The following is a 23,170-nucleotide window of genomic DNA, read 5'->3' as shown; positions in this document are numbered from 1 at the left end:
GTGGAAAATCAGATACAGAATCACAAGGACGATAAGCGGCACACCTAGCAACCAACCGATCAGATAAGGCATCTCTTTCTCCCTGTGCGACTGCCGAGACCAGGCGGTCGTCGTGACACAGCGCTGTGATGGGGATTAATGCAAGCGATATGCCATCACGCTCGAATTGCAGCGCAGCATGATGGCAGGCACACGCTAAAGCCTTGTCGCAGAACGCTTTAAACGCCCTTCGACGGCATGCGCATATTGCGCTTCAGATAGGCTTTGCGACCGCTTTGCACGGGTCGGCCCTGCGCGAATTGCCGCTTCTTCGCAATCTTTTCACCCTGTCGTTCCCGCGCATTCAATGCGGCGAAATTCACCACGCGCACTAATATGAACTTTGACGGGATCGACTGACGCTTGTCGAACCGGGCAAACGCGGACTCGCGAGGCGACATAACGCTGGTATTCGAATGCGCAGTTTCAGTTGAGCCGCGGCTGGTGCGTTTTACTGGTGTCCATGCTGGATTCCTCCGAGAGAAGCCATGCTGAAGCGTCGAACCTTCCTGTTGGGCGGCGCGGGCTTAGCCGGCGCGCTGGTGGTCGGATGGTCGGCGCTGCCGCCGCGTCAACGGCTCGTCGCGTCGGAACCGCTGCCGGTGCGTCCTGGCGAAGCGGCGCTCAATGGCTACGTGAAGATTGCCGCCGACAACACCATCACGGTCCTCATGTGCAGGACGGAGATGGGGCAGGGCGTGCATACGGGGCTCGCGATGCTCGTCGCGGAAGAACTCGATGCGAACTGGGCGGACATCCGCGTCGCCAATGCGCCGCTCGACCAGATCTATAACAACGTCGAAAGCGTGATTGGCGATCTGCCGTTTCGTCCCGACGACGACAGCGTCGTCAAGGAACTCGCGGTATGGCTCACGCGCAAGCTCGCGCGCGATTTCGGCACCGTCATGACAGGCGGCTCGTCGACCATCAACGATCTCTGGCAACCGATGCGCGAAGCAGGCGCGTGCGCGCGGAGCATGCTGATCGCCGCGGCGGCCGAGCGCTGGAGCGTGAAGGCCGCCGATTGCCGCATCGAAAAAGGCATCGTAGTGCACGAAGCGGGACATCGCGCATCGTTCGGGCAACTCGCGCTGGAGGCCGCGCGCCAGCCATTGCCGCGCAGGCCGGTGCTGAAAGATCCCGCTACATTTCAACTGATCGGCAAGCCGCTTACGCGCATCGAAGCCGCTTCGAAGATGGACGGCAGCGCGATCTTCGGCATCGACGTCGTGCCCGATGGCCTGCTCTACGCAAGCATCAAGATGTGTCCGACACTCGGCGGCACGGTGCGGCATGTCGATGGCGCGGCAGCAGCGGCGTTGCCCGGTGTGCACAAGGTCGTGGCCGTCGATGCATACAACGGTGGTACGGGCGGCGTTGCTGTCATCGCGGACAACCTGTTCATCGCGATGAACGCACTCGAGGTGTTGAAGATCGACTGGAACGATGGGCCGAGCAAAGGGCTGACCAACGCCGAGGTCGACAGGCGCCTCGTGCAGGCGCTCGACGAGAGCGAAGGGCACGCATGGTATCGCCATGGCGACGTCGATGATGCGCTGAGCCGTGCCACGCATTCGTTGAAGTCGACGTATCGCGCGCCTTATCTCGCGCACGCGCCGCTGGAACCCGTCAATTGCACGGCGCAAGTGAAAGACGGCAAGGCGACGGTATGGGCGGCGACGCAGGTGCCCGCAGTCGCGCGCATGCATGTCGCGCGGGTGCTCGGCATCGGCACGGACGATGTCGATTTGCAGCAGCAGATGCCGGGCGGCGCGTTTGGACGCAGACTCGAAGTCGACTTCATTGCACAGTCGGTCGCGATCGCACGCGAAGCGGACGGGCGCCCTGTGCAAACGCTCTGGACGCGTCAGGAGGACATGCAACACGATTTCTATCGTCCCGCGTGCCTGTCGCGCTTCCGGGCGGGACTCGATGCGCAGGGACAGCTGATTGCGTGGCATAACACATCGGTGAGCCAGTCGGTGGTCGCGAAGTGGCTGGCCCGCAACTATCGCATTCCCGATCTCGGCCTCAACCTGGACAAGACCATTTCAGAGGGCGCGTTCGATCAACCCTATGAAATGCCGAACGTGTGGATCGGACAACGCGTGATCGAATTGCCGATGCCCGTCGGCTTTTTTCGCTCGGTCGGGCATTCGCATCAGGCGTTCTTTATCGAGAGCTTTATCGACGAACTGGCTGCGTTGGCGCAAAAGGACCCCGTTGCGTTTCGCGCGAGTCTGTTGACGCGGCATCCACGTCATCTCGCCGTGTTGCAGAAAGTGGCGAGCATGTCGGGCTGGCGAGCGTCCGCCGTGTGGTCAGAGAAAGGCATCAAGCATGCGCGCGGTGTCGCGCTTCATGAAGCATTCGGCAGCGTAGTGGCGCAAGTCGCGGATGTGTCGCTCGAAGCGGGCAACACAGCGAAGGTCAATCGCGTGTATTGCGCGATCGATTGCGGCTTGCCAGTGAATCCGAATCTGATCCGTCAACAGGTGGAAGGCGCGATCGTGTTCGGGCTCTCCGCCGCGTTCAAAGAAGAAATCACGCTCTGCAACGGCGCGGTCGTTGAGGGTCTGTATAGCCAGTTCGACGTGGTGCGCATGGACGAGTGCCCCGACATCACTGTCGAGATCATGCCGTCGAGAAGTCATCCGCAAGGCGTCGGCGAGTCCGCGGTGCCACCTGTCGCGCCGGCCGTCGCGAATGCGCTATTCGCGTTGACGGGTACGCGCAGCTACGCGTTGCCGCTGAACACGAGGCTGTATTCAGGGGGCGCAACATGCTGAAGCTGAACATCAACGGCAAGACAGTGGACGTGCATTCTGATCCCGCGACACCGCTGCTTTGGGTCTTGCGCTGCGAACTGAAAATGACGGGGACGAAGTTCGGCTGTGGCGTTGGCGTATGCGGGGCGTGCACCGTGCACGTCGGCAAAGAGGCGAAGACCTCGTGTCAGGAAAAGCTCTCGGATATCGGCGCGAACCGCATCACGACGATTGAGGGTCTGCAAGGGACGCAAGCGCGCGCACTGAAGGAAGCGTGGACGCATGTCGATGTCGTGCAATGCGGCTATTGCCAGAGCGCGCAGCTCATGGCCGCAAGCGCGCTCATCCAGCGCAATCCGACGCCGAGCGTGAAGGAAATAGACTGCGCGATGCACGGCATCATTTGCCGCTGCGGCACCTATCCACGCATCAGGCAGGCGATTCTCGAAGCGACGGGGCAAGCCAAACGTACGTGACGTTACCCCGTCTCGCCTGCTGCAACGGTCTAGTTGTTTCCGTGCGAGTACAACGTCAGCTTGTTGCTGACCGACGTGACGCCGGGTACGCCCTTGGCCACTTCTGCTGCCTGCGGAATCTGCGCTCCATCGGGGACGCTGCCCGACAACACCACCGCGCCGCCGCGCGCTTTCACGAAGACATTCGATACGTTGAAGCCGGGCGCCTTCGACAACGCCTTGCGCACATCGCGGCCGAGTTTCTTGTCTGCGGGAGTCGCCTTCTTCGAAGGTGCCGCCGGAGTGGAGGCCATCGACATCGAATCGCTGGCTTGCGCGTACACGTTCGACGTGAGCATGACGCAACCGGCGACAGCGAGCAGCGTCAGGACGTTGCGGATCTTCATGATTGCTTCTCCTTGTTTGCTTGTGGGACCGCTCAGTAAAGATAAGCCAACAATTCGCTTCCACCAAAGCTGCGTTTGCTTTCTCAGGGAAAACCCGCAGCCATGCACTATCTCAAATTGAGATAACGCTTATTCACGCTATTGCGTTGCTCGATAGAGGCGCCGACGGCACACTTTGACGCACATCAAAGACACGCACCACGCAGTGCAAACATTTTTTTTTGCATGGGACGGGAGTAAGCGCTAAAGCGCTAACTCCCGTCGACACAGGAGACACACATGCGTACTCAAGTCGGCATCATCGGCGCCGGTCCCGCTGGACTGCTTCTTTCCCATCTTCTCCATCTGCAAGGTATCGATTCCGTCGTGCTCGAATCGCGCAGCCGCGAGCAGATCGAATCGACGATACGCGCCGGCGTGCTCGAACAGGGGACGATGGATCTGCTCACGGAAACAGGCGTGGGTGAGCGCATGAAAGCAGAAGGCGCGCTGCATCATGGTTTCGAGCTCGCATTCGAAGGCAAGCGCCGCCGCATCGATCTCACCGACCTCACGGGTAAAGCGATCACGGTGTATGCGCAGCACGAAGTCATCAAGGATCTCGTGGCGGCACGGGTGGCGGCGCAAGGCGCGCTGAAATTCGAAGTGTCGGACGTGTCGCTGCACGATATCGACGGCACGACGCCGAGTATTCGCTATCGCCATCAAGGCGAGGCGCACGAACTGCAATGCGATTTCATCATTGGCTGCGACGGCTCTCAGGGCATTTCGCGCAACGCTATTCCCGAAGCGCTGCGCCGCGATTATCAGCGTGTGTATCCGTTCGGCTGGTTCGGCATTCTGGTCGAAGCACCGCCTTCATCGGATGAACTGATCTACGCGCGCCATGAGCGCGGCTTCGCACTCGTCAGCACCCGTTCGCCGAACGTGCAGCGCATGTATTTTCAATGCGATCCGAAAGATACCGCCGACAACTGGTCCGACGATCGCATCTGGGCTGAAATGCACGCGCGCGTCGATTCCGACGACGGCCATCAAGTCGTAGAAGGCAAGATCTTCCAGAAGAATATTGTCGGCATGCGCAGCTTCGTCTCGACGACGATGCAGCACGGCCGCCTGTTCCTTGCGGGTGACGCTGCGCATATCGTGCCGCCGACGGGCGCAAAGGGCCTGAATCTGGCCGTCTCCGACGTGCGCATTCTGTCCGACGCATTGCGCGCGTTCTACAAGGAAGACCGCAACGACTTGCTGAATAGCTATAGCGAAACGGCGCTCAAGCGCATCTGGCGCGCAGAACACTTCTCGTACTGGATGACGCGCATGATGCACCGCCTCGACGATGCGTCGCCGTTCGAACAGCAATTGCAGGTCGCAGAACTCGAGCACGTGACGACCTCGCGCAGCGCGGCGATTTCGATGGCCGAGAACTATGTCGGCGCGGTGCCGGTATAAGCGGCACGCATTCAGTTCAATGACAGATCGGTGTGCGCGGCGGCCTGGAATTCCTTCGGCGTCGCGCCCGTCTGCTTGCGAAAATAGCGGCTGAAATACGCCGCATCTTCGAAACCGAGCGCGTGCGCGATCTGCTTGATCGTCAGGCCCGAATAGACGAGATCGCGCTGCGCTTCGCGTATCAGATGTTCATTCACGAGCGACATCGGCGAATGGCCGAGTTCGTCGCGGCAAATGCGGCTTAGCTGCGCCGTCGTAATGCCGAGCTTTTCCGCGTAGAACTCGACAGTGCGATGCTCGCGGAAATGCGTGGCAACCAGTTCGCGAAAGCGCTTGATCTGCCCGCTTCGACGGTCGGCGACGGCGCTCGTCGCGGGCATCGCCGCCGCGTCGCCCAATCTCGCCACTTGCACGAAAAGTGCAATCATCAACGACATGCCCGCGGCGATATGGCCGCGTGCATTGCCGCGGTATTCCTGTTCGAGCAGCGTAAAAAGCGGCATCAAGGTGTCGTCGCCCGCTGACGCCTTCACGGGGATCACGGCAGGGCGCTGAAATACGGGCAGCAGCCCCGGCGACACCGCCTTCGAAATCGACTCCAGCGCGCGCTGCGCAGCCGTAATCACTAGCCCGTCGATCTCGGGCGAAAACACAAAAGCATGCACCGTTTGCGCGGGCAAAACGACGATGCACGGCGGCGCGAGCGCGTGCTTCTCGCTTTCGATCACGACATGCCCGCTGCCGCTTCGGATGTACAGAACCTGCAGCAACGCGTCGTGCCGATGCGCGGCGATATGCCAGTCGTTGGGCCGGCTGCGCTCGGGAATCCATTCGAAATTGAACGCGTCGAACCACGGTGGCCGCGCGGATTCGCCGTACAAATCGTAGTTAGGGATTTTCCTCATGCTATTTCCTCTGCCGTGTACGGATTGTCCTGCGATGCGTGCTCTTTGTCCAATCTCGACGAGCGGCGCGTCCCTATACTTTTCTCCATGAACCGAGCAGACCCTTTCGGGGTTCGCCGATAAAGATAAGTACATGGAGATTGGGATGACTAAACAAAACAGCGCCGAATGGCTCGCATTGAATGACAAGGTCTGTGTCGTCACGGGCGCAGCGGGCGGCATAGGCAGTGCGATTGCGAAGGTGCTCGGTGAAAGCGGCGCGCGTCTCGCGTTGCTGGACCGCGAAGCAGGCAAGTGCGAAGACCTCGCTCAGACACTTGGCGCGAACGGCATCGAAGCGTTTGCATTCGCCTGCGATATCGGCGACGTAAAAAGCGTCGAAGCGGCAGCGGCAAGCGTCGAAGCAAAACTCGGCGCAGCGGATGTGCTCGTCAACAATGCGGGGCTGTTGCGGCCAGGTGGCATCGAAGACATCGCGCTCGATGCATGGAACGCGATGCTGCAAGTCAATCTCACCGGCTACATGCTGTGCTCGCAGGCATTCGGCCGCGCGATGTTGCGCAAGGGCGCGGGCAGCATCGTGCACGTCGCGTCGGTGGCTGCGCATCATCCGCAGACCTGGAGCGGCGCTTATAGCCCCGGCAAGGCAGCCGTCGCGATGCTGTCGAAGCAGATCGCGGCCGAGTGGGGACCGCGCGGCGTGCGCAGCAACGCGGTTTGTCCGGGGATGATCCGCACGCCGCTGTCGGCGTCTTTCTACACACAAGGCGATGTCGAACAGCGCCGCAGCGCGATGACGGCGAGCCGCCGTATCGGCGAACCGGTCGATATCGCGGAAGTGGTCGCCTTTCTTGCGAGCCCGCGTGCGGGCTACGTGAATGGCACGGAACTCGTCGTCGACGGCGGACTGGAATGCATGCTGATGGACCTGGTGCCGCGACCCGGTTACGACGCAAAGGCCAACCCGGCGCGCTAGCAACCAAAAGACATCTGGCAGGAGACAGTCATCATGAATTCCAACACCCAATCACCCGCGCCACTGACGTGCGATGTGCTCGTCATCGGCTCGGGCGCCGGCGGATTATCGACGGCGATCACGGCGCGCAAGCACGGGCTCGATGTCGTCGTGATCGAAAAGGAAGCGTATTTCGGCGGTACGACGGCGTTCTCGGGCGGCGTGCTGTGGATACCGGGCAACCGGCACGCACGCGCGAACGGCGTGAACGATACTCGCGAGGCTGCGAAGACGTATATGCGCAACGAAACAGGCGCGTTCTACGACGAAGCGGCCGTCGATGCATTCCTTGACACCGGCCCGCACATGCTCGATTTCTTCGAACGCGAAACGGAAGTCAAATTCGTGCCGACGCTCTATCCCGACTATCACCCGAATGTGCAAGGCGGCGTCGATATCGGTCGTTCGGTGGTCGCGGCACCGTATGACGCGCGAGGGCTTGGCGACGACATTGCGCGTCTGCGTCCGCCGCTAAAGACGATCACGTTCATCGGCATGATGTTCAATTCGTCGAATGCCGATCTCAAGCATTTCTTCAACGCGACGCGCTCGCTCAAGTCCGCCGCCTATGTGGCGAAACGCCTGGCGAGCCATCTGAAGGATCTCGCCCTTTATCGGCGCGGTGTGCAGATCACGAGCGGCAATGCGCTGGCGGCGCGGCTCGCGAAAACAGCGCTTTCGCTGGGTATTCCGATTCACACGAATACGGCTGCGCAGGAACTCACGCTCTCGGACAATCGCGTAACGGGCGCGATCGTCAAAGGTCCGCAAGGCGAGATGCGTATCGCTGCGCGGCGTGGCGTCGTGCTTGCATGCGGCGGCTTCTCGCACGACATCGCGCGCATTGCCAAAGCGTATCCGCATGTGACGCGCGGCGGCGAGCATTGTTCGCCCGTGCCGAAAGGCAACACGGGCGACGGCGCGCGCATGGCCGAAAGCGTCGGCGCTCAGGTGCCCATACGCTATCCGCAGCCCGCTGCGTGGATGCCTGTGTCGCGGGTGCCGATGCGCGACGGCACGTTCGGTGTGTTTCCGCATCTGCTGGATCGCTACAAGCCGGGCATCATCGGCGTGACGCGCAAAGGCAGGCGCTTTACGAACGAAGCGAACTCGTATCACGACGTTGGCGCGGCGATGATCGAAGCATGTCGCGGCGAAAAAGACACGGCGATGTGGCTGATCTGCGATCACGCGACGATTCGCAAGTACGGACTCGGTTACGCAAAGCCAGCGCCGGTGCCTCTGGGGCCACTGCTGCGCAATGGTTATCTGGTCAAAGGGCGCACGCTTGCCGAACTCGCACAACGCGCGGGCATCGATGCCGAACCACTCGAAGCCACCGTACGCATCTACAACGAAAGCGCAGTGCGCGGCGAAGACCCCCAGTTCGGGCGCGGTTCGACATCGTTCAACCAATATCTCGCCGATCCCGAATGCAAGCCCAATCCTTGCGTCGCACCGATCGGCGACGGCCCTTACTACGCGCTCAAAGTCGTGATGGGCGACCTGGGAACCTTCGACGGTATCAACACGGCCGTTACGGGAGAGGTGCTGGATGCGCGCGGCGCCGTGATCGACGGGTTGTACGCAGTCGGCAATGACCGCGCGAGCGTGATGGGCGGCAACTATCCGGGCGCTGGCATCACGCTCGGCCCGATCATGACCTTCGGCTACATCACGGGACGACGCCTGGCGGGTATCGCGGACAACGCGGCGAGCGCGCAACAGAAGCGCCAATCCGAAACGGTATAGAGGATAGAACCATGAGTAGCGGCAAACCTTTTGTCGACCATCGCATTTACACGATCCGGCCGCGCGGCATGGCGGAGTTCATCGAAGTATTCGATCGTCTTGCGATGCCGATTCAGTTGAAGTACCTCGGCGCGCCGGTTGGTTTCTATATGAGCGATATCGGTGCGCTCAACCAGGTCGTGCATCTGTGGGGCTACGAGAGCATTGGCGATTACGACCAGCGCCGTACCGCACGCGACGCGGACCCCGAATGGCCCGCCTATTTGCAGGCATCGGCGCATCTGATCGTCGCGCAGGAAAGCAGGATTATCCGGCGCGTCGAATTCAGAAGCCTTACCGCGCTGCGCTAGAAGAAAAAGAACAGGCAGCGACATCAGATACATGCGCAGGAAGTATCAGACGCATTCAAGGAGACACGCAATGCAGCAGCCCAAACACACGGTCGATGTGCAGAACTTCATCGACAGCCAACGTTTTTCGCCTTTTCAATGGACGATACTTGTCCTCTGTTTTCTGGTCGTCGCGGCCGATGGCTTCGACACGGCCGCAGTCGGTTTCATCGCGCCTTCGCTGGTGCTGGACTGGGGCGTCACGCGCGCGGCGCTGGGGCCCGTGATGAGCGCCGCGCTCGTCGGGCTGGGCATTGGCGCATTGGGCGCGGGGCCGTTGGCCGATCGCGTCGGCCGCAAGACAGTGCTGGTTTTATCGGTGTTTTTCTTTGGCTTATGGAGTCTCGCTGCGGCACGGGCGAACTCGATTGAGTCGCTGACCGCACTGCGCTTCATGACAGGACTCGGACTCGGCGCCGCGATGCCCAACGCGGTGACCTTGATGTCCGAATACGCACCAGCCCGTATTCGCGCGGTCGCCGTGAATGCCATGTTCTGCGGCTTTTCGTGCGGACTTGCGATTGGCGGAATCGCGTCCGCGTGGCTTATTCCGCATTTCGGCTGGCATAGCGTGCTTGTTGCAGGCGGAGTTGGACCGATCGCGTTGACGCTCGTGCTTATTCTGTTGTTGCCTGAATCCGCGCAATTCATGGTGACGAGAAAGCGCGGCGACGCGAGCATTGCGCGGGTACTTTCGCGTGTTGCGAAGGACGCGCGTCTTGGCGAATGCCGGTTCGTTACGGGTGAGCAGTTGGTTGAACATCGCGGGTCTGCATTGCGCGTGGTGCTTTCTTCGCGGTTTCGCTTCGGCACGTTGATGCTGTGGCTTGCGTATTTCATGGGGCTGTTGATCTATTACCTGTTGACTAACTGGCTGCCTACGCTCTTCAAGGACACTGGCTTCTCCGGGCAGAACGCGGCGCTGATGACTTCGCTGTTTCCGCTTGGTGGTGTGCTCGGCAATCTGAGTGTAGGCTGGTTGATGGACCGTTTCAGGGCGAATCGCGTCATTGCGTGCACGTATGTCATGGCGGCCGTGCTGGTTATGCTCGTGGGGCGCGGTCTTGGGCATCAGGTTTGGCTCGGTACGCTGATCTTTCTGACGGGCACGGTTGTGACGTCCGCTGTGACGTCGATGTCGGCGCTCGCTGCGAGTTTTTATCCGACTGAAGGGCGGGCTACGGGCGTCGCGTGGATGCTTGGGGTGGGGCGGATTGGTGGTGTGGCGGGGGCGCTCGTGGGCGCGACGTTGATGGGGCTGGGTTGGCAGTTTGGATCGGTGTTTAGTTTGCTGGCGGTGCCAGCGGCGATTGCTGCGGCGGGTGTGTTTGTCGTCGCGGGGCGTGCGAGGGAGTTGAGGCTCGAAGAGGTTGAATTTGCGCCAGCGGTGGAGTGAAGTGTTTTTTGCTTGCAGCGCATGGGCGGGTTGTCTTTGTGTTTGGTTTGCTTGTGTTTGCGCTGGCGTCCGCGTGATGTTATTGGTTCGCTAGCGTTGCCCCTGTGCGGGGCGGCACCTACTTTTCTTTGCCGCCGCAAAGAAAAGTAGGCAAAAGAAAGCGGCTCACACCGCCAGCCCATGTTCCTATCCACGGGCCCCCAACGTCCCCACGCTTCACTCGGCAGTGCCTTGGCCAGTTCTCGTTGCCATCGATTCGAATGTATGCCTCACCCGCTTCGAATACCCGTACTTGAGCAAGCGGCAGCGAATGGTCTGTGCCGCCCAGGTGGCAAACTGTGTGTAGGTGGTCCCGTCGTATAGCGTGGCGCTCTTACAGCGTGGAACGCGTGCGTTACAGGTCCGAAGTAAGGCGTGTGCAGCACGAATGGCCGACACACAGTTTGCCACCTGGGCGGCGGTGGAATAGCTGGTACGGCGTGCTGTAGTGCGGGAGCGTGAAGCGGGTGAGGCGCACCGCAAGCGCGCTGGCAACGAACGTGGGTCACGTGGTTGCCGTGTGAAGCGTAAGAACCTTTGGGGGCTCTCAGGCAGGAACTAGCACTGGCGGTGTGAGCCGCTTTCTTTTGCCTACTTTTCTTTGCGGCGGCAAAGAAAAGTAGGTGCCGCCCCGCACAGGGGCAACGCTTGAAGCACGAAAGCAAATCGCGGATGCCAGCGAAAACACGGGCAAACAACCCAGCGTCGCCGACAACCAAAAACGTAGGTGCCGCCCTGCACAGGGGCGACGCTTAAAGCACGAAAGCAAATCGCGGATGCCAGCGAAAACACGGGCAAACAACCCAGCGTCGCCGACAACCAAAAACGTAGGTACCGCCCCGCACAGGGGCGACGCGTGAAGCGCGTTAACAAACCGCGGATGCCAGCGAAAACCCAAAAAACCCAAAACCCTGGAACATATTTCGCTCACAGCGAAGCATCAACCCCAATCCCCTCGACAGCCTTGCGTCGATAACCGCCCGTGGCAAGCAAAAGACTCCGCGAATACTCACTCTCAACCTGCTGCGCGCGAACGCGCTCGATATCGAGTTCCTCGACAATCTCACCATTTCGCATAATCGCGACGCGAGAACACAAAAACCCGACCACAGCAAAATTGTGACTGACAAGAATCATCGTCAGATTACGCTCCCGATGCAGCCGCTTAAGCAGGTTCAAAATTTCAGCCTGCACGGACACATCGAGCGCCGAGGTCGGCTCATCGAGCAACAACACACGCGGCTCGACAATCAACGCACGCGCAATCGCAACCCGCTGCCTCTGCCCACCCGACAACTGATGCGGATACCGAAACCGAAACGACGCATTCAACCCCACTTCACGCAGTGCATTCACGATCCGCTCTTCATGCCGATCGATTCCATTGATACGTAACGGCTCCCGCAATGTCTGATCGACGGTGAAGCGCGGATGCAGCGAGCCATACGGGTCCTGAAACACCATCTGCACATCGCGCTTTTGCGCCGGCTGCTCGTGCTGCGCGATACGCATCGTGCCTTGCGCGATCGGCGTGAGCCCACTCAATGCACGCAGGATCGTCGACTTCCCGGAACCCGACTCGCCGACAAGTCCAAATACTTCGCCTTGCGCGACATGAAAGCTCGCATTGCGTACCGCATCCACGGCACCTGCGGCCGTCTTGAAACGCACGGTCACTGCATCGACATCGATCATGCGGGTGCTCCTTGCACATCGTTGAGCCACGCGGGATCGCGCGAGAGAACGGGCAACTCGGCGGGCGGATTGGCAAGCGGCGGATTCGCCGCAAGCAAGCCGCGCGTATAAGGATGCTGCGCATGAACGAGATCGCGCGCCGCACAGGTTTCGACGACGCGCCCCGCGTACATCACCACCACGCGGTCGCAGAACGACATCACGAGCGGCAAGTCGTGGCTGATGAAGATGAGGCCAGTATCATGTTTCTCGATCATCTCGTCGAGCACGGCCAGTACCTGCATCGACACGAGCACATCGAGTGCGCTGGTCGGTTCGTCGGCGATCAACAGGCGCGGCCCCGTCGATACCATCATCGCGATCATCACACGTTGCCCCATGCCGCCCGAAAGCTCATGCGGGTACGAATCCACGACGCGCTCCGGGTTGCGGATGTGCACGGCCTCGAGCGCGGCGATGATCTTCTCGCGCATCGCGCGCCGGCTCAGCTTCGGCTCATGCAGGGCGAATGCTTCGCGCATCTGCTGCGCCACGGTCATCACCGGGTTCAGCGAGTATTTCGGATCTTGCAGGATCATGCCCATCTGCTGACCACACAACTTCCGTCGCTTGTCGGCGCGCATGTCGAGCAGATCGCTTCCGTCGAAGCGCATGGTCTTCGCCGTGCAATGCGCGGCGGGCGGCAACAGTCCCAGCAGCGCGCGCCCCGTCAGTGACTTGCCCGATCCCGACTCGCCGACGATGCCAAGCCGCTCGCCCTTGTTCAGCGTCAGCGAAAGACCGCGCACCGCTTCGTTCATCGTGCCGTCGTGCGTGCGGAACGCAATGCGCAGATCGTCGATTTCGCACAATGCGGGCGTCGTGTCGTGCGTGCTCATGTCAGTCTCCATGACGCGGATCGAAAACGTCGCGCAGTCCGTCGCCAAGCAGATTGAACGCGAGGCTCACGAGCAGAATCGCGAAGCCTGGAAGTGTGGCGACCCACCACGAATCGAGCAGCACGTTGCGGCCCGATGCGACCATGAAGCCCCATTCGGGACTCGGTGGCTGCGCGCCGAGTCCAAGAAAGCCCAGGCCCGCGACGGTCAGAATAATGCCCGCCATATCGAGCGTCGCGCGCACGATCACCGACGACGAACAGAGCGGCACGATATAGCGCAACAGAATGCGCAGGTTAGACGCGCCTTGCAGCCGCGCAACGTGAATGAAGTCGGTCTGCACGAGGCGCAAGGTCTCGGCGCGCGCGAGCCGCGCATACGCCGGCCATGCGGTAATCGAAATGGCGATCACGGCATTGAACACGCCCGGCCCCAACGCAGCCGCGAAGGCGAGTGCGAGCACGATCTTTGGAAACGCGAGCGCGATGTCGGTCACGCGCATCAACACGTTGTCGACCCAGCCGCCGAAGAAGCCCGCCGTCGTGCCGATCAGCAGGCCGATGGGCACGACGACCACCACGACGAGTATCGCGATCGACAGCGTCAGCCGCGAGCCGTAAATGATGCGCGAGAGAATATCGCGGCCGAGCTGATCGGTGCCGAGCCAGTGAGACGCCGAGCCGGGAGGCAACAGCCGGTCGGACAACACCTGCTGCAAGGGATCGTGCGGCGCGATCCACGGCCCGATGATCGCGACGACCACCAGCAGTACGAGAATCGAAAAGCCGAACACCGACAACGGATTGCCCCTGAAACGCCGCCAGCGCCGATAGGCGAGGCCGAACGCAGCTTGCCGGCGCGATGCGGGCGTGTCCGTCAGCAGCCATTCTTTCCAGGTGGGACGGGTCGCGTTCATCGGCCAGTCCGATGTGGAACGGTCAACAGGAGGTCGCACGTCGAAAGTCTCCGTTGCATCAGCGGGCGCGCGGATCGAACACGCGATAGAGCGCGTCGGTCAGCAGATTCAACGCGATGAAGGTGATGCCGATCACGAGCGTGCTGCCGAGCACGGCATTCATGTCGGCGTTGAGCAACGCTCCCGTCAAATACGAGCCGATGCCGGGCCACGCGAAGACGATCTCCGTCAACACCGAACCTTCGAGCAGAAAGCTGTATGAGAGCGCGATCACGGTGAGCAGCGGCACCGCGATATTGCCGAACGCATGCACCCACACCACGCGCCGCTCGGACAGACCTTTGGCGCGTGCCGTGGTGATGTACTCCTGATTCAACTGATCGAGCATGAAAGAGCGCGTCATCCGGCTCAGATACGCGACCGAGTAGTAGCCGAGTATCGCAGCGGGCAATGCGATATGCGACAGCGCATTGAAGAACACATCCCATTCGCCTGCGATCAATGAATCGATCAGCAGGCTGCCCGTTCGCGTATCGACCATGCCGTCGAATACTGGATCGAGCCTGCCCGGCCCAGACACCCAATGCAGCTTTGCATAGAACAGCAACAGTCCCATCAGGCCGAGCCAGAACACCGGCACCGAACTGCCGATCAAACCGATGAAGCGCGCCACGTGATCGATCCAGCGGTTGTGTCGAACGGCGGCTATCACGCCGAGCGGCACGCCCACCAGTACTCCGATGATCGTCGACAGTGTCGCGAGTTCGAGCGTCGCGGGGAACACGCGCTTGATGTCGTCGATCACCGGGTTGGCCGTCAGCAGCGATACGCCGAGATCGCCATGCAGCACCGCGCTTACATAGATGAAGAACTGCTCGGCAAGCGGCTTGTCGAGGCCCAGCTGGATGCGCGCTGCCGCATAGGCGCTCGCCGACGCGCGGTCGCCGAGTATCGCGAGCACGGGATCGATCGGCACCTTGCGGCCGATCACGAACGTCACGGCCAGCAGCCCTATGAACGTGATGGCAAGCGTGAGCGCCCAGCGCAGCACGCGCAACGTCCAGCGCAAGCCCGCGCTGCGCGCGGACGCAGCGCGGATCTGATCGATGGGAGTGAGCGGTGTCGACATGTCTGCCGCGCTTATTGCTTCTTCACGTGCAGATACGACACGAGATCGTTGATCGGACCGACTTCGAGGCCCGACACACCCGGACGCATCGCCACTTGCGACACTTGCTGGAACATGATGACGAACGGCGACTTCGCGAGCATTTCCTTCTGCATCGTTTGATAAAGCTGCGCGCGTTTGGCCGTCGACGATTCAGCGAGTGCCGCGTTGGTCTCTTTCGTCAGATCGGGAATGTCCCACGAATTACGCCATGCGAGCATCTTGTACGAGGACTTGTCGGAGTTGTCGGGATTCCACGCGTAGCCCTGCGCATTGCTGTGCGGGTCGATGTAATCCGCCGACCATTCGCCGATATAGATATCGTGCTGTCGCGCGCGATATTTTGCGAGCGTCTGCTTGTTGTCGCCCGGAATGATCTCGACCTTGATGCCACCTTGTGCGAGATTGGCCTGCACGGCCTGTGCGATTTCGTTGTACGGATACGCGCTGCGCACGTCCATCGTCACGTTGAAGCCATTTGGCAAGCCCGCTTTCGCCAGCAGCGCCTTCGCTTTCGCGACGTCCTGATGATACGGATTGCTGTTCAGCGCACCGAGAAAGCCTTCCGGCAAGAACGTCTGATGAACCTTGAAGGTGTTCTTCGTCACGTTCTTCTGGATGCCGTCATAATCGATCAGCCATTTCATGGCCTCCTGCACTTCCGGCTTCGCGAGATTCGGGTTCTTCACGTTGAGGCCGAGATAGAGCAGCGTCGCCTGCGGCACGGACGTCACGGTCACCTTGTTGCCCTTCGTGAGCGTGGCGAGATCGTCGGGGCTGAGATTGCGCGCGACATCCGCGTCGCCGTTCTCGAGCAACAGGCGTTGGCTCGAAGCTTCGGGCACGTGACGCATCACGATGCGCTTCATCGCCAGCGGCATGCGGTAGCCGTCGTACTTCTGCAGGATGATGCTGTCGTTTGCCGTCCATTTGACCAGCTTGTACGCGCCGGAGCCGGCCTCGTTGGTGCGCAGCCATTCGTTGCCGAAATCATTGCCCTTCTGGTGCGACAGCAGCAGCTTCTTGTCGAGCACGGAAGCAGGCCACGCGCCCAGCACGTTCAGCACGAACGTGGGCGCGTATTTCTGATCGGTCGTGATGCTGACGGTCGAGTCGTCGACCTTCTTGACGTTTTGCAGCGCGTTGTCCTTCGTCAGGCCGATGCCTTGCAGCACGGCAGCCGCGCCCTTGTCGAGCAGCACACAGCGTTGTATCGACCACGCGACGTCATCAGCCGTGAGCGGATTGCCGGAATGGAACTTGAGGTCCGGGCGAATCTTGAAGGTGAACGTGAGTCCGTCCGGGCTGACCGTCCACGACTGCGCGACGTCGCCATTGAATTTCGACGGGTCTTTCAGATCGACACGCACGAGACGGTCGTAGGTGTTCGCGACATATTCTTCGGGCACCAGCTCGTACACTTCGCCCGGATCGAGCGTGGAAAACTCGTCGAGCGTGGTGGCGATCACCAGCATGTCTTTCGGCGTGGCCGCCAATGCGGTGCTTGTTGTCGTCATCGTAAGCGTCAGTGCCGAAACGACGGCGACTGCCGCTAGCGCATTGCGCAGAACCAGATTCATACTTGCTCCGTATCGAGAGGGAACATGCGGGGAAAGGCTGCAAAAAAGAGGCGGATTACATCAGCTTGAACGGGCCGCTTTCGCTGTTGTCGATAATGGGCAGCGCGCGCGAGCCGGGAATTTCGTAATGCCACCACTCGCTGGCGATATGCGTGAAGCCGGCGGCATGCATGATGCCGAGCAGCAGCAAGCGGTTTCGCTGCACATGCTGCGGCAGGCCCGGGTGAAAATGCTCTGACTCCTTCACCATCGCGTCGAAGCCCGTGCCCATGTCGAGCGCTTCTCCATGGCTGTCGATCAAGGTCAGATCAAGGGCAGTGCCGCGGCTATGATTCGAGCCGCGCCCGAGTTCCGCGATATAGGTTGGATCAGGCAGGAAGTCCCACAGTACCTGTTGCGCCTGCGGCGGACGGTACGCGTCGAAAATGCGCAGCTTCATGCCGATACTCGCCGCGAGTTCGACCGCCTTGCGCAAGCCCGCTTCAGCGGGCGCGAGCAACAGGCAGTGCGCTTCCTTATAGATCGGCTTGCCAGTGAAGTTGTTGGCGGTCGCGTAGGCGAGGTCGAGTTCGACGCCATGCGTTTCCGGGGTGATATGAATCAGTTGTGGGGTATCGGTCATGAGAATCAGAGGTCGAATTGATCGAGTTCGCGCTGCAACTCCCGGTTGCGCGCAACACGTTGGTCGATAGCCGGACCCAGTCGTTCGACAATCGACGTCAACAGCAGGTTGAACAGGCACGTAAGCGGCGCGAGCGAATCCCAGAACTGGCCAACGTCCGTCTTCACCTGAATCAGGTCGCTGGGGAATTCGCGCGCCCATGGGCAGTAGAGATCGGTGACGAGCGCAAACGGCAATTCGCGCCGCGTCGCCGCTTCGCAATAGCGCCGCGCGATGCGCGAATACGCCCGCGTGTCGGTGACGATCAGATAGGGTGACGCGAACTCCGAATTGAGCGAGTCGACGTACGAGCCGGACATCCCGTCGGAATAGAACACGCGCGGGCGCAGGTACTCCAGGTAGCTGTAGAACGCGTTGGAAATGCCGCGCGTCGATTGAATGCCGAGGATGAAGACGGCATCCGCCTCGGCAATGCGCTGCGCGATGCGCGCGAACGTCTCGCCTTGCGCCAGCTGATAAACGTAGCGGATGGCGTCGACTTCGAGATCGAGCGAGTGCGAAACGGCAAGGTCGCCTGGATCGACGCCGTTTGCGCCGTTATCGTTGTCATCGCGCTCGCTACGGTAAGCATCGAGCCGGTCGGTGATGAACCACGGGCGAGATTGCGCGCCGCGCAACTCGCGCTTCAGGTCGTCGAGATTGCGATAGCCGACGCTGCGCAAAAAGCGCCCCACCGATATACCGCTCGTGCCCGTTTGCTGCGCGATCTGGTCCGCCGTTTCCAGGCCGAGGCGTTCCAGATTCGCCAGCATGTAGCTGGCGATGCGCTTGGCCGTGGGCGTCAGCGTCGCGAAGCTGGCTTCGACTGTGTGGGCGAATGCGGTGGACATCGAGTGTCGTCGGCGTGTTCTTCGTTAGTTATCTGTCATGGTCCGGCAATCTGGTATGTATATGACAGGGACAATAAAGCCAGCGCTAACTTAAAATTTTTATCGGATTTCGCAAACTCATAGCACTTTGACCCGGTGCGCATTGAACGTCATTCATCCGTCGTCCGCTTCAGGCATTGCAACTTGCACGTGCTGCATGCGTTGCCATTCGAGGCTCGCCCCTTCTCTGCTCGCTTGTTCGAATGGCGCTAAGATCGCTCGGCAGTAACTGGTCCGCGCGTTGTGAGCACTGCGCAGACTGACATGACGACGGCATGACCGTCCCCGATTTCGCCTTCAGAGACTGCGGTTGCCGATCTGCCATGGCGACCGCCGTCGCTGGAAATCCCACAGTACGATCCGGTGGCGCGTCCCCGGAGCTTCCTATCAGTGTTGGAGGGCTAGACGTGAACAAACTGACGACTGCTTTTGGCGCACCCGTTGTAGACAATCAGAACATCCAGACGGCGGGGCCGCGCGGCCCTGCGTTGCTGCAGGACGTGTGGTTCCTCGAGAAGCTCGCGCACTTCGACCGCGAAGTGATTCCCGAGCGCCGCATGCATGCGAAAGGCTCGGGTGCGTTCGGCACGTTCACGGTCACGCATGACATCTCGAAGTACACGCGCGCCAAGATCTTTTCGCAGATCGGCAAGAAGACGGAACTGTTCGCGCGCTTCTCGACGGTAGCAGGCGAACGCGGCGCAGCCGATGCCGAGCGCGACATCCGCGGCTTCGCCGTGAAGTTCTATACGGACGAAGGCAACTGGGATCTCGTTGGCAACAACACGCCCGTGTTCTTCCTGCGCGATCCGCTGAAATTCCCCGACCTCAACCACGCGATCAAGCGCGACCCGCGCTCGGGCCTGCGCAGCGCCGAAAGCAACTGGGACTTCTGGACGCAATTGCCCGAAGCACTGCATCAGGTGACGATCGTGATGAGCGATCGCGGCATTCCGAAGTCGTTCCGTCATATGCACGGTTTCGGCAGCCATACGTTCAGCTTCATCAACGCCGACAAGGAACGCTTCTGGGTGAAGTTCCATCTGCATACGCAGCAGGGAATCCAGAACCTGTCGGATGCGGAAGCGACGGCGCTGGTCGGCGCGGACCGCGAGAGCTCGCATCGCGACCTGTACGAATCGATCGAAGGCAACGAATTCCCGAAGTGGACGATGTACGTGCAGGTGATGCCGGAGAAGGACGCATCGAAGACTTCGTACAACCCGTTCGATCTGACCAAGATCTGGCCGAAGAAGGATTACCCGCTGATCGAAGTCGGCGTGATGGAATTGAACCGCAACGCGGACAACCATTTCGCCGATGTCGAGCAGTCCGCGTTCAATCCCGCCAACGTGGTGCCGGGCATCAGCTTCTCGCCGGACAAGATGCTGCAAGGCCGCCTGTTCTCGTACGGCGACGCGCAGCGTTATCGCCTTGGCGTGAATCACAGCCTGATTCCCGTGAATGCGCCGAGGTGCCCCGTGCATAGCTATCACCGCGACGGCTCGATGCGCGTCGACGGCAACATGGGCGGCGCGACGCCGTACAACCCGAATACGCGCGGCGAATGGCTCGATCAGCCGGACTTCAGCGAGCCGCCGCTGTCGATCGAAGGCGCCGCCGATCACTGGAACCACCGCACCGACGACGACTACTTCTCGCAGCCGGGCAATCTGTTCCGCCTGATGTCGCCGGAGCAGAAGCAGACGCTGTTCGACAACACGGCGCGCGCGTTGGCGGGCGTGTCGGAGCCGATCCGGAAGCTGCACATCGAGCACTGCACGAAGGCCGATCCCGCGTATGGACAAGGCGTCGCGGCTGCGCTCGAATCGGCGAGCAAGGCGAGCGCGACGCCCAATCGCGCGCTGTGAGACGCGTTTTGACTAGCACCTGACGGCTGTTGCCGCTCGCGCTGAACCCGCCCCGAAGGTCGAACGGCCTTCGGGGCTTTTTATTTCGACTGCGCGACAGAATCGGACGCAGATGCTTCTTGTGTGGAAGGTTTCCATTCGATCGCGCACTCATCCACGAACCACGCAATGCGCGACTGACAGAACTCGAGATAGGTCCGCACGATCGCGGAAGGATGCCGGTGCGACGGATACAGCAGATTGACCTGCTGATCCGGCAACGGGTGCGATGGCAGCAGTGGGACGAGCCGTCCTTGCCGGATCGGCTCGGCGGCGAGAAAGGGCGGAAGCTCGGTGACGAACTCGCCGTTCAGCGCGCGATATCGAAGTTGCGCGTAGTCGTTGGTCGTCAGCAAAATGTGCGGTTCCACCGTGGTCTTGCCAAGGTGCCATATGTTGGCGTCGTTGGGCGCGCGGTTCCAGAGCGCGCAGGGCAGACGGGCGAGGGCGGACGGTTCGCGCGGCATGCCGAAGCGCGCGATCAGTTGCGGGCTCGCCACCAGCACGTGACGATACGACAGCATGCGCCGTGCAACCATCGCCTCATGCGCGATCGCGCCGACGCGCAACGCCACGTCGATGCCTTCCTCGATCAGATCGACGCGCCGCTCGGTCGTGTACACATGCACGCGAATGTCGGGATAGCGGCGCTGAAAGTCGTGCAGGAGATCCCACCAGATATCGAACGCGGGCGGCAGCGACAGGCGCAACCGACCTTTGAGCATGGCCTGATCGGAGACGACGGCTTCCTCGCCGTCTTTCAGAATCTCGACGCCGAGACTCGCGTGCTGGTAGAGCCGCGCGCCGGCGTCGGTGAGCCGGGTGCCGCGTGCCGAGCGCTCCAGCAGTTGCACGTTCAGCTCTTTTTCCAGCGCACGAATGCGCCGGCTGATGGTGGCGAGCGGCATGCCCATCCGGCTGGCCGCGTTCAGGAGACTGCCAGTCTGGACGACGTTGACGAAGATGCGGACGTCGTTGAGGTCCACCGCGTATCACCCGGACGAAACGATGTGATCGCGATCTTAGTGCAAACGCTTCGCGATGGCGGGAGGCGAAACCCGCCAGGTGTTCAGCTTTTCAGTGCAGCGATGCGACGAAGATCTGCGCGACTTCTTCGAGCCCGCGACGGTCTTCGTCGTCGAAGCGCGCGAGCACGGGGCTGTCGATATCGAGCACACCGACCAGTTCGCCGTTCGCCTTTTGCAGCGGGATCACGATCTCCGAGCGCGATGCCGAATCGCAAGCGATATGCCCCGGAAACGCGTCGACATCCGGCACGACCTGCGTCTCACGCGTTTCGGCTGCGCGGCCGCATACGCCGCGGCCCATCGGAATGCGCACGCAGGCGGGCTTGCCCTGAAACGGGCCGACGACCAGCTCGCCGTCGAGCGCGAAATAGAAACCCGCCCAGTTCAGTTCCGGCAGGCTGTGAAAGATCAGCGCCGACAGATTGGCCGCATTGGCGATCTGGTTCGATTCGCCTTCGAGCAGCGAGCGCGCCTGAGACGCCAGCTCCTGATAGAACTCGGCCTTGGGCAGCTCGGTATTGATGGTGGCTTCGAACATCGGTTGCACTCGTGTTGGCTTCAGGAAAGCATGATTTTCGCATCAATGCGCAAAACGCGGCGCCAGCCTGCCTGATGCGTGCGCTTTCGTCATACACAGTACAGAATGTTGCTGTCTCTCCGTCAACCTGGCAGTCGTATTGGCACGATGAGCGGCCCGGCGTGGGCCTAAAGGACAGCTGATGCGTAAACCGTTTGCGAAGTTCTCCCTGATGCTCGCGGCCATCGCCGCGCTTTTCATCGCGCTGGCGGCCGATGCGTGCACCCGCGCGCTCTATGTCGGCGACGGCAATCTCGTCATTACGGGCCGCTCGATGGACTGGTCCGAAGACATGATGTCGAACCTGTGGGTGTTTCCCGCGGGTATCGAGCGCGATGGGCGCGCAGGGCCGCGTTCGCCGCGCTGGAAAGCGAAGTACGGCAGCGTGATCGTGTCGGGCTATGAGATCGGCAGTGTGGACGGGATGAACGAACGCGGACTGGTGGCGAACGCGCTCTATCTCGCGGAGACCGACTACGGCAAGCCCGACGCCACGCGCGCGCCGATGTCGATCAGCCTGTGGGCGCAGTATGCGCTCGACAATTTCGCAAGCGTCGCGGAAGCCGTCGACGTGTTCGGCAAGGAACCGTTTCAGATCATTGCGCCGCCTTTGCCCAACGGCAAGCCGCTCACGATTCACCTGTCGCTCTCCGACGCGAGCGGCGACTCCGCCATTCTGGAGTATCTGGACGGCAAGCTCGTCATTCACCACGGCAAGTCGTACAGGATCATGACGAATTCGCCCATCTACAGCGAGCAGCTTGCGCTCGATACCTACTGGCGCGGCGTCGGCGGCCTGACGTTCCTGCCCGGCACGAACCGCGCGGCCGACCGTTTCGTGCGCGCGTCGTTTCTGCTCGAGGCGATTCCGAAGCAACTGGATCCGAACTATATCGTCGGCGTGCCGAACCGTTCGTATGCGTATCAGGCCGTGGCGAGCGTGATGAGCGTGATGCGTTCCGTCAGCGTGCCGCTCGGCATCAGCACGCCGGACCAGCCGAACCTGTCGTCGACGATCTGGCGCACTGTCGCCGATCAGACGAACCTCGTCTACTACTTCGATTCGTCGACGCGTCCCGATACCTTCTGGATCGACCTGCACAAGCTGAACCTGAAGCCGGGCGCGCCCGTGCTCAAGCTCACCATCGACAAAGGCCAGGTCTATTCCGGCGAAGTGTCGAGACAGTTCGTGCCGACGCCGTCGTTCAACTTCATGCCCGCGATGGGATCGTGACGCTTTCTGCGGATAA

20 protein-coding genes are annotated in these 23,170 nt (G+C 61.1%); 9 read left to right on the top strand and 11 right to left on the bottom strand.

Annotated features, from left to right (window positions below):
- Nucleotides 1-527: 527 nt before the first annotated feature.
- Together PPGU16_RS23845 and PPGU16_RS23840 are read left to right on the top strand one after the other, a co-directional pair.
- Entirely contained in the window at nucleotides 528-2,828 is a 2,301-nt protein-coding gene (locus PPGU16_RS23845; RefSeq protein WP_180722872.1) for a xanthine dehydrogenase family protein molybdopterin-binding subunit, read from the top strand.
- Nucleotides 2,822-3,283, top strand: coding sequence for a (2Fe-2S)-binding protein (locus PPGU16_RS23840; protein ID WP_180722871.1), 462 nt, complete (start codon nucleotides 2,822-2,824; stop codon nucleotides 3,281-3,283). The genes PPGU16_RS23845 and PPGU16_RS23840 overlap by 7 nt, the downstream gene beginning before the upstream one ends.
- Nucleotides 3,284-3,312: 29 nt before the next feature.
- Here the strand turns inward: PPGU16_RS23840 and PPGU16_RS23835 are convergent, their stop codons facing one another.
- Nucleotides 3,313-3,669 carry a BON domain-containing protein gene (locus PPGU16_RS23835; RefSeq protein WP_180722870.1) on the bottom strand — a complete coding sequence of 119 codons (357 nt, stop codon included), beginning with the start codon at nucleotides 3,667-3,669 and terminating at the stop codon, nucleotides 3,313-3,315.
- Between the two features lie 279 nt (nucleotides 3,670-3,948).
- On the opposite strand from PPGU16_RS23835, the gene PPGU16_RS23830 reads away from it, so the two are divergent.
- Nucleotides 3,949-5,121: a 4-hydroxybenzoate 3-monooxygenase gene (locus PPGU16_RS23830; RefSeq protein WP_180722869.1), complete on the top strand. Its 1,173-nt coding sequence runs from the start codon at nucleotides 3,949-3,951 to the stop codon at nucleotides 5,119-5,121.
- Nucleotides 5,122-5,132: 11 nt separating this feature from the next.
- On the opposite strand, the gene PPGU16_RS23825 is transcribed toward PPGU16_RS23830, so the two are convergent.
- Nucleotides 5,133-6,026 (bottom strand): helix-turn-helix domain-containing protein, encoded by an 894-nt coding sequence (locus tag PPGU16_RS23825; RefSeq protein WP_180722868.1) that lies wholly within the window; start codon nucleotides 6,024-6,026, stop codon nucleotides 5,133-5,135.
- Between the two features lie 145 nt (nucleotides 6,027-6,171).
- On the opposite strand from PPGU16_RS23825, the gene PPGU16_RS23820 reads away from it, so the two are divergent.
- The 4 genes from PPGU16_RS23820 to PPGU16_RS23805 all read left to right on the top strand — a co-directional run bounded on the left by PPGU16_RS23820 (nucleotide 6,172) and on the right by PPGU16_RS23805 (nucleotide 10,578).
- Nucleotides 6,172-7,002, top strand: a complete 831-nt coding sequence (locus tag PPGU16_RS23820; protein ID WP_180722867.1) for an SDR family NAD(P)-dependent oxidoreductase — start codon at nucleotides 6,172-6,174, stop codon at nucleotides 7,000-7,002.
- Nucleotides 7,003-7,035: 33 nt separating this feature from the next.
- On the top strand, nucleotides 7,036-8,793 hold the full coding sequence (locus PPGU16_RS23815; protein WP_180722866.1) for an FAD-dependent oxidoreductase: 1,758 nt from the start codon (nucleotides 7,036-7,038) through the stop codon (nucleotides 8,791-8,793).
- An 11-nt stretch (nucleotides 8,794-8,804) separates the two neighbouring features.
- Complete coding sequence (locus tag PPGU16_RS23810; protein ID WP_180722865.1) at nucleotides 8,805-9,143, top strand: NIPSNAP family protein; 339 nt, start codon at nucleotides 8,805-8,807, stop codon at nucleotides 9,141-9,143.
- A gap of 70 nt (nucleotides 9,144-9,213) precedes the next feature.
- On the top strand, nucleotides 9,214-10,578 hold the full coding sequence (locus PPGU16_RS23805; protein WP_180722864.1) for an MFS transporter: 1,365 nt from the start codon (nucleotides 9,214-9,216) through the stop codon (nucleotides 10,576-10,578).
- A gap of 966 nt (nucleotides 10,579-11,544) precedes the next feature.
- Here PPGU16_RS23805 and PPGU16_RS23800 read toward each other — a convergent pair.
- The 7 genes from PPGU16_RS23800 to sapR are packed head-to-tail and all read right to left on the bottom strand — an operon-like array spanning nucleotide 11,545 to nucleotide 18,366.
- Entirely contained in the window at nucleotides 11,545-12,312 is a 768-nt protein-coding gene (locus tag PPGU16_RS23800) for an ABC transporter ATP-binding protein (protein ID WP_180722863.1), read from the bottom strand.
- Nucleotides 12,309-13,190, bottom strand: coding sequence for an ABC transporter ATP-binding protein (locus PPGU16_RS23795; RefSeq protein WP_180722862.1), 882 nt, complete (start codon nucleotides 13,188-13,190; stop codon nucleotides 12,309-12,311). The genes PPGU16_RS23800 and PPGU16_RS23795 overlap by 4 nt, the downstream gene beginning before the upstream one ends.
- Before the next feature lies 1 nt (nucleotide 13,191).
- The gene (gene nikC, locus PPGU16_RS23790) at nucleotides 13,192-14,106 is read right to left on the bottom strand and encodes a nickel transporter permease (RefSeq protein WP_180722861.1); all 915 of its coding nucleotides are present in this window, start codon (nucleotides 14,104-14,106) and stop codon (nucleotides 13,192-13,194) included.
- 58 nt (nucleotides 14,107-14,164) lie between these two features.
- Complete coding sequence (locus PPGU16_RS23785; protein ID WP_180722860.1) at nucleotides 14,165-15,235, bottom strand: ABC transporter permease; 1,071 nt, start codon at nucleotides 15,233-15,235, stop codon at nucleotides 14,165-14,167.
- Between the two features lie 11 nt (nucleotides 15,236-15,246).
- Entirely contained in the window at nucleotides 15,247-16,854 is a 1,608-nt protein-coding gene (locus tag PPGU16_RS23780; protein WP_131243931.1) for an ABC transporter substrate-binding protein, read from the bottom strand.
- A 55-nt stretch (nucleotides 16,855-16,909) separates the two neighbouring features.
- On the bottom strand, nucleotides 16,910-17,476 hold the full coding sequence (gene ddpX, locus PPGU16_RS23775) for a D-alanyl-D-alanine dipeptidase (protein ID WP_180722859.1): 567 nt from the start codon (nucleotides 17,474-17,476) through the stop codon (nucleotides 16,910-16,912).
- Between the two features lie 5 nt (nucleotides 17,477-17,481).
- Nucleotides 17,482-18,366 (bottom strand): sap1 transcriptional regulator SapR, encoded by an 885-nt coding sequence (gene sapR / locus PPGU16_RS23770; RefSeq protein WP_180722858.1) that lies wholly within the window; start codon nucleotides 18,364-18,366, stop codon nucleotides 17,482-17,484.
- A 446-nt stretch (nucleotides 18,367-18,812) separates the two neighbouring features.
- Between sapR and PPGU16_RS23765 the strand changes: the two genes are divergently transcribed.
- On the top strand, nucleotides 18,813-20,276 hold the full coding sequence (locus PPGU16_RS23765; RefSeq protein ID WP_180722857.1) for a catalase: 1,464 nt from the start codon (nucleotides 18,813-18,815) through the stop codon (nucleotides 20,274-20,276).
- A gap of 80 nt (nucleotides 20,277-20,356) precedes the next feature.
- Here the strand turns inward: PPGU16_RS23765 and PPGU16_RS23760 are convergent, their stop codons facing one another.
- Together PPGU16_RS23760 and PPGU16_RS23755 are read right to left on the bottom strand one after the other, a co-directional pair.
- Nucleotides 20,357-21,301, bottom strand: a complete 945-nt coding sequence (locus PPGU16_RS23760) for a LysR family transcriptional regulator (RefSeq protein ID WP_180722856.1) — start codon at nucleotides 21,299-21,301, stop codon at nucleotides 20,357-20,359.
- A gap of 91 nt (nucleotides 21,302-21,392) precedes the next feature.
- On the bottom strand, nucleotides 21,393-21,881 hold the full coding sequence (locus PPGU16_RS23755; RefSeq protein WP_180722855.1) for a GAF domain-containing protein: 489 nt from the start codon (nucleotides 21,879-21,881) through the stop codon (nucleotides 21,393-21,395).
- Nucleotides 21,882-22,062: 181 nt separating this feature from the next.
- Here PPGU16_RS23755 and PPGU16_RS23750 point away from each other — a divergent pair, with 181 nt between their 5' ends.
- Nucleotides 22,063-23,154, top strand: a complete 1,092-nt coding sequence (locus PPGU16_RS23750; RefSeq protein ID WP_180722854.1) for a linear amide C-N hydrolase — start codon at nucleotides 22,063-22,065, stop codon at nucleotides 23,152-23,154.
- Nucleotides 23,155-23,170 lie beyond the last annotated feature (16 nt).

Source organism: Paraburkholderia largidicola (assembly GCF_013426895.1).
Classification (GTDB): Bacteria; Pseudomonadota; Gammaproteobacteria; order Burkholderiales; family Burkholderiaceae; genus Paraburkholderia; species Paraburkholderia largidicola.
The sequence above is the reverse complement of the archived record's forward strand: the minus strand, read 5'-3'. Positions and strand labels throughout refer to the sequence as shown.

Coding starts and splice junctions, on each gene's coding strand:
- PPGU16_RS23820 (WP_180722867.1), top strand. CDS start 6,172: ATGACTAAACAAAACAGCGCCGAATGGCTCGCATTGAATGACAAGGTC.
- PPGU16_RS23750 (WP_180722854.1), top strand. CDS start 22,063: ATGCGTAAACCGTTTGCGAAGTTCTCCCTGATGCTCGCGGCCATCGCC.
- PPGU16_RS23755 (WP_180722855.1), bottom strand. CDS start 21,881: ATGTTCGAAGCCACCATCAATACCGAGCTGCCCAAGGCCGAGTTCTAT.
- PPGU16_RS23795 (WP_180722862.1), bottom strand. CDS start 13,190: ATGAGCACGCACGACACGACGCCCGCATTGTGCGAAATCGACGATCTG.
- PPGU16_RS23845 (WP_180722872.1), top strand. CDS start 528: ATGCTGAAGCGTCGAACCTTCCTGTTGGGCGGCGCGGGCTTAGCCGGC.
- PPGU16_RS23785 (WP_180722860.1), bottom strand. CDS start 15,235: ATGTCGACACCGCTCACTCCCATCGATCAGATCCGCGCTGCGTCCGCG.
- nikC (WP_180722861.1), bottom strand. CDS start 14,106: ATGAACGCGACCCGTCCCACCTGGAAAGAATGGCTGCTGACGGACACG.
- PPGU16_RS23840 (WP_180722871.1), top strand. CDS start 2,822: ATGCTGAAGCTGAACATCAACGGCAAGACAGTGGACGTGCATTCTGAT.
- PPGU16_RS23810 (WP_180722865.1), top strand. CDS start 8,805: ATGAGTAGCGGCAAACCTTTTGTCGACCATCGCATTTACACGATCCGG.
- PPGU16_RS23780 (WP_131243931.1), bottom strand. CDS start 16,854: ATGAATCTGGTTCTGCGCAATGCGCTAGCGGCAGTCGCCGTCGTTTCG.
- PPGU16_RS23800 (WP_180722863.1), bottom strand. CDS start 12,312: ATGATCGATGTCGATGCAGTGACCGTGCGTTTCAAGACGGCCGCAGGT.
- PPGU16_RS23830 (WP_180722869.1), top strand. CDS start 3,949: ATGCGTACTCAAGTCGGCATCATCGGCGCCGGTCCCGCTGGACTGCTT.
- ddpX (WP_180722859.1), bottom strand. CDS start 17,476: ATGACCGATACCCCACAACTGATTCATATCACCCCGGAAACGCATGGC.
- PPGU16_RS23825 (WP_180722868.1), bottom strand. CDS start 6,026: ATGAGGAAAATCCCTAACTACGATTTGTACGGCGAATCCGCGCGGCCA.
- sapR (WP_180722858.1), bottom strand. CDS start 18,366: ATGTCCACCGCATTCGCCCACACAGTCGAAGCCAGCTTCGCGACGCTG.
- PPGU16_RS23805 (WP_180722864.1), top strand. CDS start 9,214: ATGCAGCAGCCCAAACACACGGTCGATGTGCAGAACTTCATCGACAGC.
- PPGU16_RS23835 (WP_180722870.1), bottom strand. CDS start 3,669: ATGAAGATCCGCAACGTCCTGACGCTGCTCGCTGTCGCCGGTTGCGTC.
- PPGU16_RS23815 (WP_180722866.1), top strand. CDS start 7,036: ATGAATTCCAACACCCAATCACCCGCGCCACTGACGTGCGATGTGCTC.